This is a genomic window from Brachybacterium phenoliresistens (genome assembly GCF_039530785.1).
Taxonomy (GTDB): Bacteria; Actinomycetota; Actinomycetes; order Actinomycetales; family Dermabacteraceae; genus Brachybacterium; species Brachybacterium phenoliresistens.
Window position 1 is genome coordinate 1 of the sequence record NZ_BAAAOW010000014.1, and the last position, 16,362, is coordinate 16,362.

The window sequence follows — 16,362 nt, forward strand, 5'->3', positions numbered from 1 at the left end:
GCTGATCGGGAGTCGCCAGGGGCATCACGTGATCCGGGATGTGGTCGATGATGTCGATCTGATCGGCACGATGACCGCCAAGCACCTGATGGACCACTACCAGGACCACCAGGGCGTGCTCTGCGGTCAGGACTGCCGCCACTTCGGCCGACCCATCCCTCCAGACGACGACGATCCCGACGACCCGCCCACTCCCGAAGGTCAAGACCCCGGCGGCGGCGATGACCCCGCAGGCGGCGGAGGTCCCGGAGGCAGGGACCCCGGGGGTAGCGACCCCGGCGGCAAGGACCCCGGCGGCAAGGAGGTCGGGGGTATGGATCCCGGCGGCGGGGGTGGAGGACACGGCGAGTCCGGGCGTGGGGCTGGAGGGCATGACGGTGGCGCCGGCGTGCGCCCCGGAGGCGACAACCTTCTCGCGCGCCCTGGGAGCAACGGTGCCCCTGAGGTCCCGAGGAATGATGCCGACTCCGGCCGCCCCGATCACGCTTCCTCCCGCGGGTCGCGGGCGGTCGTCGACCCGACCGACCCGTGGGGCACACAGCAGCGCCGCAAGCCGACGCACGGTCCCGGCCCGACGGGCGGGACAGCGTTCCCCTTCGGCTCCGACGGACCCCCACCCTTCTGACGGCGGTCCGGTCAGTGCGGCGCCGGGGCCTCGGTGGCGGGGCGATCGGCGCGCACGGTCCGGGCGGTGACACGGGCGGGCAGGCGTCGCAGCAGGCCACGAGCGCCCACAGGGCGATCCAGGCCGCGGCGCGAGAGGCGCACCCACGGCCACGTCATGAGCGCCCAGACGGAGGCGACCAGCACCAGCTCCCACAGCACGTAGACCGGCCAGCCGCCCAGCACGTCCAGCAGCGACGGCCCCTCGGGGGCGCGGCTGAGATAGCCGTAGTTGGTGCCGAGAGCGGCGTTCGCACTCATAGCGATCGCGGCCCAGGCGACCGCCGCGGAGAAGGAGGCGGCATAGCCGCGCCACGTGGGCCGGTACCCGAGGCCCCACACGAGGATCACCGCCACGAGCAGCGCCGAGCCGTGCGCGAACCAGTACTCGAGGAACTCGAGCACGCGGACATGGCGATACACCAGGTCCGGGGTCAGGATCGACTGGCTGTTCAGCGTCAGGCCCCAGAAGTAGCAGATCGCGATCGCCCAGTCCGGGCGGCAGATCAAGGCGATCGCCGTGAGGTACCGCAGCGCGTCCGAGTAGTGCAGCGGCAGCGACTGCTGGACATCCCAGTGCGCCGGCACCAGTCCCCAGAGCGTCCAGGAGGCCGAGATGACCAGCAGCAGCCATCCCGCCGCGCGCGTCACGCGCGTCTCCGTGCCGGTTCCGCGATACCGGCGTGCCAGCGGCACCAGCACGATGCCTGCCAGCACGATCACCGCCACCGCCGCGAGGTGCTGGGCCCCGTAGGCGGGCATGCTGCCCAGGGACGTGCCGGGGTCGGCGAACGTGCTGGGGTCGGCGAGAAGCATGGTTCCTCCTGGATGTGTCCCCCCGGGCCCGTCGCGCGCCCGATCCTGCATCAGCGATTCTGGCAGGGCCGAGGGCGCCGCAGGGCCGAAGGACGCAGATCGGCCGCGCCCTGCACGATGCAGGACACGGCCGATCGATGGGTCCCGGGGGCGCGGGCCGCGCCGGGCGTCATGCTCAGGCGGCGACGGCGGCCTTCCGGGACAGGACCTCCTTGGCGACGGTCACCAGGGCCGCGGCCACGAGCGTTCCCGCGATGATGGCGGCGATGAAGCCCCACAGCGGCGAGATCGCGAAGGCGACGAAGATGCCGCCGTGCGGTGCCTGGGAACCGACGCCGAAGGCCATGACCAGCGCGCCGGTGACGGCGCCGCCCACCATGCACGAGGGGATGACGCGCAGCGGATCGGCCGCGCCGAAGGGGATCGCGCCCTCGGAGATGAACGCCGCGCCCAGCAGCCAGGCGGTGGCGCCGTTCTCCCGCTCGACCGGGGTGTACAGCTTCTTGCGCACCACGGTGGACAGCGCCATCGCCAGCGGCGGGACCATGCCCGCGGCCATCACGGCGGCCATGATCTGGAAGCTGGCCTCGGTGCCCTGCGACAGGCCCGCGGTCGCGAAGAGGTACGCGGCCTTGTTGACGGGACCGCCCAGGTCGAAGCACATCATGAGCCCGAGGATGATCCCCAGCAGGATCGCGGAGGTGCCGGACATGCCCGTCAGCCCGTCCTGCAGCCAGGTCATCAGCGCGGCGAGCGGCCGGCCCAGGAAGAGCAGCATGAGACCGCCGACGACGAGGGTGGTCAGCAGCGGGATGATCACCACGGGCATCAGGCCCGCCAGCCACCGCGGCGGCTTCAGGGTCGTGAACCACAGGGCGACCAGTCCCGCGAGCAGGCCCGTGATGAGGCCGCCGAGGAATCCGGCGCCCACCAGCACGGAGATCGCTCCGCCGATGAAGCCGGGCGCGATGCCGGGCCGACCGGCGAGCCCGAAGGCGATGTAGCCCGAGAGGGCCGCGACGAGGAAGCCCATGCCGGTGCTGCCGAGGGCGAAGAACACCGCGCCGAGGTACAGCGCGAGGCCGGAGCGCTCGGTGAGCAGCATGCCCGTGGTGCTCTCGTACTCGACCTGTCCCGGCAGGGAGGTCAGCGAGCTGCCCACGGCGACGTCGTTCGCGACGAAGGCGACGTCGAACCCGCCGATGAGGAAGCCCAGCGCCATCAGCAGACCACCGGCCGCGACGAACGGGATCATGTAGGACACGCCGGTCATGACGGCGGCCTGGATGCGCCGCGGCCAGGACTGCGACTGCGCGTCGCTCCCGGAGCCGGAGGACTTCGCCTCCCCGCCCGCGGGCACCCGCTTCGCGCCGGGGTCCGAGACGGCCGCGACGGCCTCGTCGATCATCTGGGGGCCGTGGGAGATGGCGCGCTTGACGGGATGCTCGACCAGCGGCAGGCCGGCGAAGCGCTCCCGACCGGAGATGTTCACGTCCGCGGCGACGATCAGCGCGTCGGCGCGGGCGATCTGCTCGTCGGTGAAGGGGGTGATCCCGCCGGAGCCCTGCGTCTCCACGTGCAGCTCGACGCCCTTGTCCTTCGCGGCGTTCTCGAGCGACTCCGCGGCCATGTAGGTGTGGGCGATGCCGGTGGGGCACGAGGTGATGGCCAGCAGCACGGGGCCGCCGGCGGAGTCCGCGTCGCCGGTCGCAGCCGTCGCCGCCCCGGTCGGCGCCGCATCGGACGTCGCCGCCCCGGCCGGCGCCGCCCCGCTGGTCGTCGCAGCGGCGGCCCCGCCATCGGCCGATGCCACGGCGGCCGAGGCCTCCGCAGCGGCCTGCGCGGCCGGCTCGGGGGCCGGCTCGAGGACGCCCATGACCAGCTCGGAGACCTGCTCCGGTGCGGTGGCCCCGCGCAGCTGGGCGAGGAACTCGGGGCGGATCAGGGCCCGCGAGAGCTGCGCCAGCAGCTGCAGGTGCTGGTTGTCGGTGCCTGCGGGAGCGGCGATGCCGATGATGAGATCGGCGGGGCCGTCGGCGGAGCCGAAGTCGACCGGCTCGGTCAGGCGCAGGAAGCCCAGGGCGGCCTCGTGGACCGCCTCGGTGCGGCAGTGGGGGATCGCGAAGCCGCCCGGCATGCCGGTGGCGAAGGACTCCTCGCGCTGGAGGAGACCGGCCTCGAGGCCGTCACGGTCGGCGCGGCCGGTGGCCGCGATGACATCGGCCATCAGGCCGATCACGGCGAGCTTGTCGCCGGGGGGATCGACCTCGAGACGGACGAGGTCCGGGGTCATGAGCTGGCTCGACATGGTGGCTCCTTCGGGGGTGTGCTTCACAGTCGGACGACGCGGTCCGCGGCGATGCTGACCTGGTCGGGACGGGGGATGGTGGTGCCGGGCAGCGTGACGGCGGCGCTGCCGTAGGCGAGGGCGCGGGCCAGGCGGTCGCCGGGCTCCTCGCCGAGGGCGAGACCGATGAGGTAGCCGGCGCTCGCGGAGTCGCCGGCGCCGACGGTGGAGACGACCTCGACCGTCGCCGAGGGGGAGTACCAGACCCCGCCGTCGGTGGCGAGGACCCCGCCGGCGCCGCCGAGGGTCACGAGCACGGCCCCCACGCCCTGGTCGTGCAGGGCGAGGGCGGCCTCGCGCACCGGGGCGAGGTCGCCGGCCTCGGCGCGCCGCTCGAGCTCGTCGCCGGGTGCGCCGACGATCTGGCCGAGCTCCTCCGCGTTGGGCTTGAGGAAGTCCGGGGCGATGGCGGGCAGGGCGTCCGCGATCGCCCCGAGCGGTGCGTCGGAGGTGTCGACGCCGACGTGGACGTCCTGCTCGTGGAGCAGGTCCACCAGACGCACGTACTCGTCGGCGGGCAGTCCGGGGGCGAGCGAGCCGGAGAGCATGACCATGTCCTCCGGGCCGACGGCCTCGGCGAGGACCTCCTCGAGGCTGAGGGCCTCGTCGGGGGAGAGGTGCGCCCCCGGCTCGTTGATCTTCGTGGTGACGAGGCCGGAGCCGCCCTCGTCCGCGGACAGCACGGTGAGGTTGGTGCGGACGCGGCCGACGATCGGGCTGGCCCGATGGGGCAGGCCCTCCGCCTCGAGCAGGGCGAGCAGGGGGTCGTCGGGGCCGGCCGGGAGGATCGCGAGGACCTCGAGGCCGGCGCGCTGGACGCCGAGCGCGACGTTGATGCCCTTGCCGCCGGGCTGCGTGCGGTCGGTGCGGATGCGGTGCACGCCTCCCGGCGTGAGCGGGGCGCCCAGATCGACGGTGCGATCGAGCGAGGGGTTGGCGGTGAGCGTGATGATCATGCGCGGACGACCTCGATCCCTTCCTCGGTGAGCTGACGCATCGCGTCATCGGACAGGCCGGTGTCGGTCACGAGGGTGTCGACGTCGGCTGCGGTGGCGAAGGTGACCAGGGTCCGGGCCCCCGCCTTGGAGGAGTCCGCGACGACGATGCGCAGGCCCGCGGCCGCCACCATCGCGGCCTTGACGGCCGCCTCATCGGGATCCGGGGTGGTGAAGCCGTCCGGGCCCAGGCCGTTGCAGCCGAGCACGACGACGTCGGGGTGCAGCACGCCGAGGGCGGCGACGGTGGTCGCGCCGACGGCGGCCTGCGTGGTCCCGCGCAGCCGGCCGGGCAGGATCTGCACCTCGAGGCCGGGGTGGGTGAGGGCGCCCTGCGCGATCGCGGGGGCGTTGGTGATCACGGGACCGCGGCGTCCGGCGAGGTGGGGGAGCAGCTCGGCGGTGGTGGTGCCGGCGTCCAGCAGGATCGAGGCGTCGGCGTCGCGGGGGAGCAGGGCGGCCGCCGCGGCGGCGATGCGCCGCTTGACGTCGGTGTTGGTGGCGCGCCGCGTCTCGAGGTCCGGCTCGGCGACGGCGGTGCGGCGCGGCACGGCCCCGCCGTGGACGCGCAGGATCAGGCCCTCGGCGGAGAGATGGTCCAGGTCGCGGCGGATCGTCTCGGTGGTGACGTCGAAGTGCTCCGCGAGCTCGGCCACGGCGACGCGTCCCGTGCGCTCGAGAGCCTCGAGGATCTGCCGCTGCCGTTCCTGGGCGTACATCCGGACCACCTGCTTCGTCGAAGGGGTGCGGTGGGCGCCTCTCCGGCGCGCTCCCGCGATTCCCACAGACTACCGCACGTTCCCACAGAGAACAACAGTCAATCTGTGTGGGTTCGTGTGGGAAAGCAACGGGCCGATCCGGCAGGAGGACGTCCTGCGGGATCGGCCCGAGAGGTCGCGAGCGGTCGCGAGATGTCGCGAGAGGTCAGTCCTCGTCGTCGTCCTTCGTCTCGCCCTTCTCGTCACGGGTCTTGTTGACCGTCCGGGCGGCGATCTCCTCGGCCCGGTCCTCGTCCCGGCCGCGGTCCAGCTCGCTGTCCTTCACGTGCTCGTACTGGCGCTTGCGCTTGTCGCTCCAGGCCTCGCTCATGGCTCCTCCGATGATCGGGAACGGTGTGCCTGCCCATCGTGCCCCCGCCCGCCCGGACGCGTCGAGGGCCCGGCCTCAGGATGCCGGCGTCGCGCGGCGCTGCACCGACAGGATGCTCTGGCGCCGGGTGCGGTCCAGGGCGGTGACGGCGTACCAGTCCGCGGGGCTGCCGCCGGGGACCTCGTGCACCTGGGTGCCGCCGGTGGCGCGGACCGTTCCCAGCAGGTACCGCCCATCGGCCCGCTGGCTGTTCAGACCGCGTCCCTCCGGGAAGCGCCACAGGGCGAAGCTCGTCGCGGCCTGCCCCGAGAAGCGCAGCCGCACCCCGGTGGCCGTGGCGGTCGCCGCATGCAGCTGGGGGCGCGGCGGCGCGGCCCCCGGAACCAGGGGGCTGACCGGCACGATCGCCGGATGCGCGTAGCGCTCGGCGACCATGCGGTCCACCGAGCCCGTCGTGTCCGTGCGCAGGCTCGAGAGGCTGAAATGCACGGCCCCGCCGACCCGGGGCAGCGTGCGGCACAGCGCGACATGGCGGGAGAGCTCCGCCGGATCGGTGAACGTCCCCGCGGCCGCCTTGTAGGCCGCCTCGCCGATCCACAGGCTCACATCCGTCCCCGCGGCCACCTCGTCCCACCATCGGACCAGGGTGTCGTAGTCCGCCGCCGGGTGCCCCACCTGCCAGTACACCTGGGGGATCAGCCCGTCGACCCACCGCTCGCGCACCCATCGCCGGGAATCGGCGCTGATCGCCGAGAAGGACTCGGTCCCGGACGTGTCCGATCCCGCCGGGTCGCTCGCACGGTTGCGCCAGATCCCGAAGGGGCTGATCGTGAAGCGCACCCACGGCTTGATCGCGTGCACCCGATGCCCGAACTCCTGCACGAGCAGATCGACGTTCTCGCGCCGCCAGTCGGCGAGGGACTGCCCCGGGGCGGCGTGCGCGGCGTAGGTGTCCGCGTCGGGGACCTCCTGCCCGGCCACCGGGTACGGGTAGAAGTAGTCGTCGAAATGGGCTCCGTCCACGTCATAGCGCTCGACCGCATCGAGCATCGCCTCCAGGGCGAAGGCGCGCACCTCGGGCAGCCCCGGGTCGTAGTACAGCTTCCCGCCGTAGGGCCATACCCAGTCCGGGTTCCGGCGGGCGGGATGATCCGGGACGAGCCCCGCGGGATCCTCGGACATCGCCACCCGGTACGGGTTGAACCAGGCGTGGAACTCGAGATCCCGGGCATGGGCCTCCTGGATCTGGAAGGCGAGCGGGTCATAGCCCGGGTCCCGGCCCTGGGTGCCCGTGAGGTATCGCGACCAGGGCTCGTGCGGGGAGGGCCAGAAGGCATCGGCCGTCGGGCGCACCTGCGAGAAGACGGCGTTCAGGCCCTGCTCCACGGCGAGGTCCAGGGCGGCGCGGTACTCGTCCTGCTGGGCCTGCGCGCTCAGCCCCGGCGAGGAGGGCCAGTCGATGTTCGCCACCGACGCGATCCACACCCCGCGCATCTCGCGGGCGGGAACGGCCCCGGAGCCCCCGGGTTCGGCGAGGGCGCGGCCGGGGCGGGCCGATGCCGCCGCCCCGGCCGCAGCCAGCGCCGCGGTCGTCACCGCGCCCCGTCGGAGGAACGTGCGGCGGTCTGCGGGATCCATGGGGAGAACCTCGCACACCCGGCCGCCTGTGGCAAGCGTCACTCTGCGGCGTCCGGGCCGGGGGTGACACAGTGGAGGCATGAAGATCACGCTCATCGGAGGACATGGCAAGGTCGCGCTGCTCGCGGAGCCGCTGCTGACGCAGGCGGGGCACGAGGTGCGCGCGGTGATCCGCAACCCCGAGCACGGGGCGGAGGTCGAGGCCACCGGAGCGCAGGCGGTCGTGGCGGATGCGCAGACCCTCGACGCCGACGGCTGGGACGCGCTCCTGGCGGGCTCCGACGCGGTCGTGTGGTCGGCCGGGGCCGGGGGCGGCAGCCCCGAGCGGACCTACGCCATCGACCGCGACGCGGCGATCGCCTCGATGGACGCGGCCGCCCGGGTCGGCGCCCGCCGCTACATCATGGTCAGCTACTTCGGCGCCGGTCCCGACCACGGGGTCCCCGAGGACCACTCCTTCTTCCCGTACGCCGATGCCAAGGCGGCGGCGGACGCCCACCTGCGCGGCACCGACCTGGACTGGACGATCCTGGGGCCCTCGGGACTGACCCTCGAGGAGCCGACCGGACGCATCGACACGGCCGCCGCGAGCTCCGGCACCGTCTCGCGGGCGAACGTCGCCCAGGTGATCGCAGCGACGATCGAGCGCCCCGGGCTGGCCGGGCGCACGATCCCGTTCAACGACGGCGAGCAGGAGATCGGCGCGGCGCTGGACGCCCTCGCGGGCTGAGCCCCGCGCCGCGTCAGCGGGCCGCGGGCGCGGAGTCCGCCTTCGCGGGCTCGTCGTGCTTCTTCCCGAAGGGGAGGTAGTGCACCACGACGGCGACGAGGGCGCCCCAGATGAGCCCCAGCACCAGGCTGGCGAAGGTGTTCGCGCACCAGGCGAGGATCCCGCCGACGCCGCGGACCTCGGCGAGGACCTCCTCGAGATGGTGAACCCAGCCGTAGGGCTGGGCCGCGCCCAGCTCGTGCACGCCCACCAGGATGATGTGGCCGCCCACCCACAGCATGGCGACCATGCCGACGTAGCTGATCACCGTCATGACGTGGGGCATGGCCTTGACCAGGCCCTCGCCCACGCGGCGGGAGGTCGCCGAGCCCTTCTGCACCATCGACAGGCCCACGTCGTCCATCTTCACGAGCAGGCCGACCGCGCCGTAGACCAGGATGGTCAGGCCGATGCCCACGACGACGAGGATCGCGGCGCGCATCCAGAACGACTCGGCGGCGACCTCGTTCAGCGAGATCACCATGATCTCCGCCGAGAGGATGAGGTCGGTGCGCACCGCTCCCTTGACGATGCCGTCCTCGGCGTCGCCGCCCCGGGTGGCGGCCGGGGCCTTCTCGTGGTGGGAGCGGCTGACCAGCTCCCAGATCTTCTCGGCGCCCTCGAAGCACAGATAGGTCCCGCCGAGCATGAGCAGGGGTGTCAGCGCCCACGGGGCGATCCAGGACAGCAGCAGCGCGACGGGCAGGATGATCGCGAGCTTGTTGATGATCGAGCCCTTGGCGATGCGCCAGATGATCGGCAGCTCGCGCTTGGGGGAGAGGCCGCGCACGTACTGCGGGGTCACCGCGGCGTCGTCGACGACAACTCCTGCCGCCTTCGCGCTCGCCTTCGCGCTCGCGGCGGCGACGTCGTCCGCCCCGGCCGCAGCCAGCCGCGCGAGCGCGGCGATGTCATCGAGCAGTGCTGCCAGGCCTCCGGCCATCGTGATGCCTCTCGTTCCGGTCGTCGGGGCGGTCTCGGGCCACCCCGGTGCCAGGGCACAGAGTAGTCGGTGAGGGGCCCCGCGCGCTCAGCCGGCGATGCGGACGCCCTGCGCGCCGCGGGGCGCGGCGGAGCGTACCTCCACCTGCTCCACCCGGGCCGTGGGCGGGCCGTGCTCGAGCCAGGCCAGCATCTCCTGGACGGCCTCGGACGAGCCCTCGAGATCGGCCTCGACCGTGCCGTCCAGCAGGTTGCGCACCGTGCCGGCCAGCCCCAGCCGTTCCGCCTGCGAGACCGCCGCCCAGCGGAACCCCACGCCCTGGACGAGGCCGTGGACGCGGGCCACCCGACGGATCGCGCTCATACGTTGTCCCCGCCGGTCTCGTCGGCGCCGCCCGCGGCGGCATCGGCGTTCTCGTCCCAGGTCCATCCCGAGATCTCCGGCAGGTCCTCGCCGTGGGTGTAGGCGTGGGCGCGCGCCCGGATGCGGGCATCGGCCATCCGCTGGCGCAGCCCGGCGGCCCGGCTGCCCAGCTGCGGGACCCGGTCGATCACGTCCATCACGAGATGGAAGCGGTCGGCGTCGTTGCGCATGAGCATGTCGAAGGGCGTCGTGGTCGTGCCCTCCTCGGTGTAGCCGCGCACGTGGATGCGGCCGCCGCGGTCATGGCGGTAGGCCAGGCGGTGGATCAGCCAGGGATAGCCGTGGTAGGCGAAGACCACCGGGACATCGGTCCCGAAGATGCCGTCGAAGTCCCGCAGCGAGAGCCCGTGGGGATGCTCGGCGTCCTCCTGCAGGCGCATCAGATCCACCACGTTGACCACGCGCACCGCGAGGTCGGGCAGCTCCTCGCGCAGGATCTTCGCGGCCGCGAGGGTCTCGACGGTGGGGATGTCCCCCGCACAGGCGAGCACGACGTCGGGGTCGGAGCCGGGGGTCTCGGTCCCGGCCCACTCCCAGATCCCCAGCCCGCGGGTGCAGTGGGTGATCGCCTCGTCGATGCCCAGCCACGACGGACCGGGCTGCTTGCCCGCGACCACGACGTTGACGTACTGGCGCGAGCGCAGGCAGTGGTCCATCGTCGACAGCAGCGTGTTGGTGTCCGGCGGCAGGTACACCCGCACGATCTCCGCCTTCTTGTTGACCATGTGGTCGATGAAGCCCGGGTCCTGATGCGAGAAGCCGTTGTGGTCCTGACGCCACACATGCGAGCTGAGCAGGTAGTTCAGCGAGGCGATGGGGCGGCGCCAGCCGATCTCGTTGGTCACCTTCAGCCACTTCGCGTGCTGGTTGACCATCGAGTCGACGATGTGGATGAAGGCCTCGTAGGAGCTGAACAGGCCGTGGCGCCCGGTGAGCAGGTAGCCCTCGAGCCAGCCCTGGCACTGGTGCTCGCTGAGCACCTCCATCACGCGGCCGCGGCGGCCCAGATGCTCCTCGCGGTCATGCGGCTCCAGCTGGGCGGCCCACTGCTTGTCCGTCTCCTCGTACACCGCCTGCAGGCGGTTCGAGGCGGTCTCGTCCGGCCCGAAGATGCGGAAGGTCTCCGGGTTGCGGGCGATCACATCGCGCAGCCAGGTGCCCAGCACCCGCGTCGGCTCGGCCTGCACCGCGCCGGGGGAGGGCACGTCGATGCCGTAGTCGCGGAAGTCGGGCAGGCGCAGCGCCTGTAGCAGCTCCCCGCCGTTGGTCGCCGGGTTCGCGGACATGCGCAGCCGGCCCTCGGGAGCCGTCCCCGCGATCTCCTCGCGCAGGGCCCCGTCCTCGTCGAACAGCTCCTCGGGCCGGTACGAGCGCAGCCAGGCGTCGAGGTCGGCGAGATGCTCGGGAGTGTCGCGGGCGCTCGCCAGCGGCACCTGGTGGGAGCGCCAGCTGCCCTCGGTGCGCTTCCCGTCGATCTCCTCCGGGCCGGTCCAGCCCTTGGGGGTGCGCAGCACGATCATCGGCCACGCCGGGCGCTCGCTCTCGCGGCCGGCCCGGGCGTCCTCGGCCGCCTGCCGCTTGATCGCGGCGATGATGTCCAGCGCCTCGTCGAGGACCGCGGCGAAGCGCCGATGGATCTCGAGCGGGTCCTCGTCGTCGAAGCCGCCGGTGAAGAACAGGGGCGTGTGGCCGTAGCCGCGCATCAGCTCCGCGAGCTCCGGCTCCGGGATGCGGGCGAGCAGAGTGGGGTTGGCGATCTTGTAGCCGTTCAGGTGCAGGATCGGCAGCACCACCCCGTCCGTCTGCGGGTTGGTGAACTTGTTCGAGTGCCAGGCCGTCGCCAGCGGGCCCGTCTCCGCCTCGCCGTCCCCGACCACCGTCAGCGCGATCTCGTCGGGACGGTCGAGCATGGCGCCGTAGGCGTGGGACAGGGAGTACCCCAGCTCCCCGCCCTCGTGGATGGAGCCGGGGGTCTCCGGCGCGACGTGGGAGGGGATGCCGCCGGGGAACGAGAACTGCGTGCACAGCCGCCGCAGCCCCTCCAGGTCCCGCGAGACGGCCGGGTAGATCTCGGAGTAGGTGCCTTCGAGGTAGGTGGCGGCCACCAGCCCGGGGCCGCCATGTCCGGGGCCGGTGATGTACATGGCCTTCAGCCCGCGCTGCCGGATCGCCCGGTTCGCGTGGGCGTACAGGAAGGTCAGCCCCGGCGTGGTGCCCCAGTGGCCCAGCAGGCGCGGCTTCACGTGCTCGGGGCGCAGCGGCTCGCGCAGCAACGGGTTGTCCATGAGGTAGATCTGCCCGACCGACAGGTAGTTCGCGGCGCGCCACCAGGCGTGCATGCGCCGCAGCTCGTCCTCCTGCGGTGCAGCGGCGGGGGCATCGGGCCAGGTCCAGGTCGTGCTCACAGGGTCCTCCTCGAGGAGATGCGGAGATCGGTTCCGGTGGAAGTGCTCCAGCACCTCGACCGTAGGCCACGCCGACCCCTCAGCGGAAGGACCGAGGTCCCGCCGGCCGTCCCCGGCCGCCGGTGAGAGCGGCCACCGGGAGATGACGGCGGTCGGCGCGGCGTCCTACAGTGGTGATGCCCGGTCAGGCCGGTGCGGACCGCCTCCCGGCGACGAGGACGGCGGCGCATCCGTGAGCGCGGGCCGACGCAGCGCGGTGTCCCGATCGCGCACCGAAAGGACCGTCCTCCCATGCAGTCGTCGACCCGTTCGACAGGATCCGTGCGCCCGATGCGCGCGGACGCCCCCGCCGTGCCCGCCCCCGCCGTGCCCGAGGCCTCCTCGCCTCCCCTCCGCTCCCGCGGCGCGCAGATCGCCGCGGTGCTCTCGCTGGCCCTGGGCATCTTCATCCTCATCACGATCGAGGAGCTGCCCATCGGCGTGCTCACGATCATGTCCGCCGATCTCGGCGTGACCCCGGGCATCACGGGGCTCGCCGTCACGCTGCCCGGCGTGGTCGCCGCGCTCGTGGCCCTGGCCACGCCCGTGGTCATCGGCCTCATGGACCGGCGCCTGGTCCTCGTGATGGCCCTGGCCAGCGTGGTGCTCTCCTGCGTGCTCAGCGTGCTCGCCCCGAACATCCAGGTGCTGCTGGCCTCCCGCGTGTTCACCGGGATCGCGATCGGCATGTACTGGTCCGTGCTCCCCGTGGTCGCGACCCGCCAGGTCGCCCCGCAGCACCGCACCCGCGCCCTGACCCTGGCCATGTCCGGGACCGGCGCCGCGCTCGTGCTCGGGGTGCCCTTCACCGCATGGCTCGGCAGCGCCGTGGGCTGGCGCGCCTCCTTCGCCGTGGTCGCGGTCCTCGCCGTGGTGATGCTCGTGACGATCGCGCTGGTGGTCCGCCCGGTCCGCTCGGACGAGGCGATCCGCCCCGCCGACATGGCCCGTGCACTGCGCCATCGCGGGGTGCGCTACGCCGCCGCCATGACCGGCATCATCGTCACCGCCCAGTTCATCACCTACAGCTACGTCAGCCCGCTGCTGCAGGAGCGGGCCCACGTCTCCGCCGGGAGCATCGGGGCCATGCTGCTGGCCTTCGGCGTCGCCGGCCTGATCGGCAACTTCGCCGTCGCCCCGCTGCTGCGGCGCCACCCGGCGCTCGCCGTGCTCACCATCGCCCTCGGCATCGCCGGCTCCCTGGGCGTGCTGGCCCTGGCCGTGCACGGGCCCCTCGGGGCCGCGCTGGTGATGCCGCTGTGGGGCGCGTTCGCCGGCGCCGCGAGCGTGTCGATCCAGTCCTTCGTCAGCCGGGCCGCGGCCGAGGTCGAGGAGCCCGGCACCGCGATCAACAGCGCCATGTTCAACGTGGCGATCGCCGCCGGCGCCGCCATCGGCGGGCGCATCGTGGACTCCCTGGGGCTGGGGGCGACGGTGGCGACCACCGTCGTGCTCGCCCTCCTCGGCGCCGCGATCTGCGTGCGCTACCTGGTGCGCCACGCCCGATCCGAGGCCTGAGAGGTCGCCAGGCGCGCTACTCTGCGGCCATGGCGAGCACCGAGACCGCATCCGAGGACCACGGCACCCCGACCGCGCACCGCATCGCCCCCGGCTGGGACGGCGACCTGGCGGAGCTGGACCCGCACGGCACCCCCGGCTACACGGGCGACAAGCAGGACGGGAAGGCGCGCCTGGCCGCGCTGGACGACGAGCTCGACGAGCTCCAGGAGCGCCTGTACGCCCAGCACCACGGCCAGGACGAGGGCCGCAGCGTGCTGCTCATCGTCCAGGGCATGGACACCTCCGGCAAGGGCGGGATCATGCGCCACGTCGTCGGCGCGGTGGACCCCCAGGGCGTGGACATCACCGCCTTCAAGGCCCCCACCGACGAGGAGCGCGCCCACGACTTCCTGTGGCGGATCCGGCCCCGCGCCCCGCGTCCCGGGATGATCGGCGTCTTCGACCGCTCGCACTACGAGGACGTGCTCATCCACCGCGTGCACGGCTGGGCCGACGAGGCGGAGATCGCCCGGCGGTACCGGGCGATCATCGACTTCGAGCAGGAGCTCGCCGACGCCGGCACCGTCGTGGTCAAGGCGATGCTGCACATCTCCCACGCCGAGCAGGGGGAGCGGCTGCTGGAGCGGCTCGAGCGGCCGGACAAGCACTGGAAGTTCAACCCCGGCGACGTCGACGAGCGCGAGCACTGGACGGCCTACCAGGAGGCGTACACCGCCGCCCTGCGCGCCACCTCCACCCCGCAGGCGCCGTGGACCGTGGTCCCGGCCGACCGCAAGTGGTACGCCCGCATCGCCGTCCAGCAGCTGCTGCTGGAGGCCCTGCGCGGCATCGACCCGCAGTGGCCGGCCGCCGACTTCGACGTCGCCGAGCAGACCGCGCGGCTGCGCGCGACCATGGAGCCCTGAGCGGGGACCGCGCGCCTGCGCAGCGGACGAGATTGTGGCCGGGGGCCTGCCGGGTCCAGGATGGGGGCATGGCTTCCATCACGTTCCAGCAGAATCCCGTCTCCACCGTCGGCGAGCTCCCCGCGCAGGGAACCGCCGCCCCCGACGCCGAGCTCGTGGGCGCCGACCTCTCTCCCGTGACGATCTCCGGCCTGCGCGGCTCCCGGGTGGTCCTGAACATCTTCCCGTCCCTGGACACCGGCACCTGCGCCCTGTCCGTGCGCACCTTCAACGAGCGCGCCGCCGGGCTGGAGGGCACCACCGTGCTGTGCGTCTCCAAGGACCTCCCCTTTGCCCAGGCCCGCTTCTGCGGCGCCGAGGGCATCGAGAACGTCACCGTGGCCTCCGCCTTCCGCTCCGACTTCGGCGAGGCCTACGGCGTGACCATGACCGACGGCCCGCTGGCCGGCCTGCTCTCCCGCGCCGTCGTGGTCCTGGACGCCGAGGGCACGATCCTGTACACCCAGCAGGTCCCCGAGATCGCCGACGAGCCCGACTACGACGCCGCCCTCGCCGCCCTCTCCTGAGGATGCGGCCTCCCGCACCGTCCCCGCACCCGGGCGATCCGGTCCTCCGGATCGTCCGGGTGCGCGACGTGCTGGACACCTCCGCCGAGCCGGCGGAGCTGCGCGTGCTCGTGGACCGGCTGTGGCCGCGCGGCGTGCGCAAGGACCGCCTTCCGGGGATCGCCTGGGACACGGACGCCTGCCCCTCGGACGCGCTGCGCCGCGCCCTGCACGGCGGGGACCTGTCCCGTGAGGAGTTCGCCGCGCGCTATCGCGCCGAGCTCGCGCGCTCCGGGGCGGCCGATGCGCTCCTGGCCCGCGCCGCCGGCTCCGGCGCCCGCACCGTGAGCCTCCTGACCGACGTGCGCGCGGCGGAGTCCTCCCATGCCGCGGTCCTCGCCGCGGTGCTGGAGGAGGCGCTCGCCGAGCCCCGCGGGGCCGCCGGGTGAACGACCCGCTCTCCCTGGCCGTGCTGCTGGTGATGGGCACGCTGGCCGGGATGATCAACGCCGCCGTGGGCTCCGGCTCCCTGCTCACCCTGCCCGTCCTGCTGGCCCTCGGCGTCCCGCCGGGGACGGCCGTGCGCACCAACACGATCGGCATCCTCTTCTCGACCATCGGCGCGGTCTACGGCTACCGGCGGGAGATCCGGGCCGAGGGCCGCGCGCTCAGGGGCCCGGTCGTGGTCACGGCGCTGTGCGCCGCCGCCGGGTCGGTGCTGCTGCTCGCCTCGCCCGCCGCGGCCCTCGAGGCCGTGGTGCCGGTGCTCATCGTGGTCGCTCTCGTGCTCGTGGTCGGCCAGCCGCGGCTGACCCGATGGCTGGCCGCGCGCCGGGCCCGCCGGGAGGCCGCCGGTCGCGGGGCCGATGCCGACGCCTCCCGGCGCGCCGGTCCGTACACGCGCGCGGCGCTCATCGCGCCGCTGGGGGCCGCGGCGGTCTACGGCGGGTACTTCACCGCCGCCCAGGGGATCCTCTACATGGGCATCCTCGCCGTGGGCACCGGGCGCAGCCTCGCCCGGATCAACCCGGTCAAGAACCTCCTCGCCCTGGTCGTCAACGCGACCGCCGCGCTGGTCTACCTCATCGCGCACCTCGTCCTCGGGGCGCCGATCGTCTGGATCGGGACGGCGGCGATCGCCGTCGGCGCGCTGGTCGGGGGATACCTGGGCTCCCACGTCGCCCGGAAGCTCCCGGACGGCGTGCTGCGCGGGACGATCGTTGTGGTCGCCGTCGGCGCGCTGGCGCGGCAGCTGCTCGGCTGA

16 protein-coding genes are annotated in these 16,362 nt (G+C 73.3%); 6 read left to right on the forward strand and 10 right to left on the reverse strand.

Annotation, left to right across the window (positions count from 1 at the left end; translation table 11 throughout):
• From ABD234_RS18330 to ABD234_RS18360, 7 genes are all read right to left on the reverse strand, one after another.
• On the reverse strand, positions 1–343 hold a 343-nt coding region (locus tag ABD234_RS18330), incomplete at its 3' end, for a hypothetical protein (RefSeq protein ID WP_344359323.1).
• Positions 344–636: 293 nt separating this feature from the next.
• Positions 637–1,479 (reverse strand): YwaF family protein, encoded by an 843-nt coding sequence (locus ABD234_RS18335; RefSeq protein ID WP_344359326.1) that lies wholly within the window; start codon positions 1,477–1,479, stop codon positions 637–639.
• A 175-nt stretch (positions 1,480–1,654) separates the two neighbouring features.
• Positions 1,655–3,787, reverse strand: coding sequence for a PTS fructose transporter subunit IIABC (locus tag ABD234_RS18340; protein ID WP_344359330.1), 2,133 nt, complete (start codon positions 3,785–3,787; stop codon positions 1,655–1,657).
• A gap of 23 nt (positions 3,788–3,810) precedes the next feature.
• Positions 3,811–4,782 (reverse strand): 1-phosphofructokinase family hexose kinase, encoded by a 972-nt coding sequence (locus ABD234_RS18345; RefSeq protein WP_344359333.1) that lies wholly within the window; start codon positions 4,780–4,782, stop codon positions 3,811–3,813.
• Positions 4,779–5,540 carry a DeoR/GlpR family DNA-binding transcription regulator gene (locus tag ABD234_RS18350; RefSeq protein ID WP_344359336.1) on the reverse strand — a complete coding sequence of 254 codons (762 nt, stop codon included), beginning with the start codon at positions 5,538–5,540 and terminating at the stop codon, positions 4,779–4,781. The genes ABD234_RS18345 and ABD234_RS18350 overlap by 4 nt, the downstream gene beginning before the upstream one ends.
• Before the next feature lie 205 nt (positions 5,541–5,745).
• The gene (locus tag ABD234_RS18355) at positions 5,746–5,910 is read right to left on the reverse strand and encodes a hypothetical protein (protein ID WP_198025336.1); all 165 of its coding nucleotides are present in this window, start codon (positions 5,908–5,910) and stop codon (positions 5,746–5,748) included.
• 75 nt (positions 5,911–5,985) lie between these two features.
• Positions 5,986–7,548 carry a glycoside hydrolase family 10-like protein gene (locus ABD234_RS18360; RefSeq protein ID WP_344359339.1) on the reverse strand — a complete coding sequence of 521 codons (1,563 nt, stop codon included), beginning with the start codon at positions 7,546–7,548 and terminating at the stop codon, positions 5,986–5,988.
• A 79-nt stretch (positions 7,549–7,627) separates the two neighbouring features.
• Here ABD234_RS18360 and ABD234_RS18365 point away from each other — a divergent pair, with 79 nt between their 5' ends.
• Positions 7,628–8,278 carry an NAD(P)H-binding protein gene (locus ABD234_RS18365; protein ID WP_344359342.1) on the forward strand — a complete coding sequence of 217 codons (651 nt, stop codon included), beginning with the start codon at positions 7,628–7,630 and terminating at the stop codon, positions 8,276–8,278.
• A 13-nt stretch (positions 8,279–8,291) separates the two neighbouring features.
• On the opposite strand, the gene ABD234_RS18370 is transcribed toward ABD234_RS18365, so the two are convergent.
• From ABD234_RS18370 to ABD234_RS18380, 3 genes are all read right to left on the reverse strand, one after another.
• Entirely contained in the window at positions 8,292–9,260 is a 969-nt protein-coding gene (locus ABD234_RS18370) for a DUF808 domain-containing protein (RefSeq protein ID WP_344359345.1), read from the reverse strand.
• Positions 9,261–9,347: 87 nt separating this feature from the next.
• Positions 9,348–9,623, reverse strand: a complete 276-nt coding sequence (locus ABD234_RS18375) for an acylphosphatase (RefSeq protein ID WP_038370784.1) — start codon at positions 9,621–9,623, stop codon at positions 9,348–9,350.
• Positions 9,620–12,088: a phosphoketolase family protein gene (locus tag ABD234_RS18380; RefSeq protein WP_344359348.1), complete on the reverse strand. Its 2,469-nt coding sequence runs from the start codon at positions 12,086–12,088 to the stop codon at positions 9,620–9,622. Before ABD234_RS18380 ends, ABD234_RS18375 begins: the two co-directional genes overlap by 4 nt.
• A 330-nt stretch (positions 12,089–12,418) precedes the next feature.
• On the opposite strand from ABD234_RS18380, the gene ABD234_RS18385 reads away from it, so the two are divergent.
• The 5 genes from ABD234_RS18385 to ABD234_RS18405 all read left to right on the forward strand — a co-directional run bounded on the left by ABD234_RS18385 (position 12,419) and on the right by ABD234_RS18405 (position 16,362).
• Positions 12,419–13,645, forward strand: coding sequence for an MFS transporter (locus tag ABD234_RS18385; protein WP_344359351.1), 1,227 nt, complete (start codon positions 12,419–12,421; stop codon positions 13,643–13,645).
• 29 nt (positions 13,646–13,674) lie between these two features.
• Entirely contained in the window at positions 13,675–14,553 is an 879-nt protein-coding gene (locus ABD234_RS18390; protein ID WP_344359354.1) for a polyphosphate kinase 2 family protein, read from the forward strand.
• Between the two features lie 68 nt (positions 14,554–14,621).
• Positions 14,622–15,119, forward strand: a complete 498-nt coding sequence (gene tpx, locus ABD234_RS18395) for a thiol peroxidase (RefSeq protein WP_344359357.1) — start codon at positions 14,622–14,624, stop codon at positions 15,117–15,119.
• Between the two features lie 59 nt (positions 15,120–15,178).
• Positions 15,179–15,547 carry a DUF488 domain-containing protein gene (locus tag ABD234_RS18400; protein ID WP_344359361.1) on the forward strand — a complete coding sequence of 123 codons (369 nt, stop codon included), beginning with the start codon at positions 15,179–15,181 and terminating at the stop codon, positions 15,545–15,547.
• Complete coding sequence (locus ABD234_RS18405; RefSeq protein ID WP_344359364.1) at positions 15,544–16,362, forward strand: sulfite exporter TauE/SafE family protein; 819 nt, start codon at positions 15,544–15,546, stop codon at positions 16,360–16,362. The genes ABD234_RS18400 and ABD234_RS18405 overlap by 4 nt, the downstream gene beginning before the upstream one ends.

Coding starts and splice junctions, on each gene's coding strand:
- ABD234_RS18335 (WP_344359326.1), bottom strand. CDS start 1,479: ATGCTTCTCGCCGACCCCAGCACGTTCGCCGACCCCGGCACGTCCCTG.
- ABD234_RS18340 (WP_344359330.1), bottom strand. CDS start 3,787: ATGTCGAGCCAGCTCATGACCCCGGACCTCGTCCGTCTCGAGGTCGAT.
- ABD234_RS18345 (WP_344359333.1), bottom strand. CDS start 4,782: ATGATCATCACGCTCACCGCCAACCCCTCGCTCGATCGCACCGTCGAT.
- ABD234_RS18350 (WP_344359336.1), bottom strand. CDS start 5,540: ATGTACGCCCAGGAACGGCAGCGGCAGATCCTCGAGGCTCTCGAGCGC.
- ABD234_RS18355 (WP_198025336.1), bottom strand. CDS start 5,910: ATGAGCGAGGCCTGGAGCGACAAGCGCAAGCGCCAGTACGAGCACGTG.
- ABD234_RS18360 (WP_344359339.1), bottom strand. CDS start 7,548: ATGGATCCCGCAGACCGCCGCACGTTCCTCCGACGGGGCGCGGTGACG.
- ABD234_RS18365 (WP_344359342.1), top strand. CDS start 7,628: ATGAAGATCACGCTCATCGGAGGACATGGCAAGGTCGCGCTGCTCGCG.
- ABD234_RS18370 (WP_344359345.1), bottom strand. CDS start 9,260: ATGGCCGGAGGCCTGGCAGCACTGCTCGATGACATCGCCGCGCTCGCG.
- ABD234_RS18375 (WP_038370784.1), bottom strand. CDS start 9,623: ATGAGCGCGATCCGTCGGGTGGCCCGCGTCCACGGCCTCGTCCAGGGC.
- ABD234_RS18385 (WP_344359351.1), top strand. CDS start 12,419: ATGCGCGCGGACGCCCCCGCCGTGCCCGCCCCCGCCGTGCCCGAGGCC.
- ABD234_RS18390 (WP_344359354.1), top strand. CDS start 13,675: ATGGCGAGCACCGAGACCGCATCCGAGGACCACGGCACCCCGACCGCG.
- tpx (WP_344359357.1), top strand. CDS start 14,622: ATGGCTTCCATCACGTTCCAGCAGAATCCCGTCTCCACCGTCGGCGAG.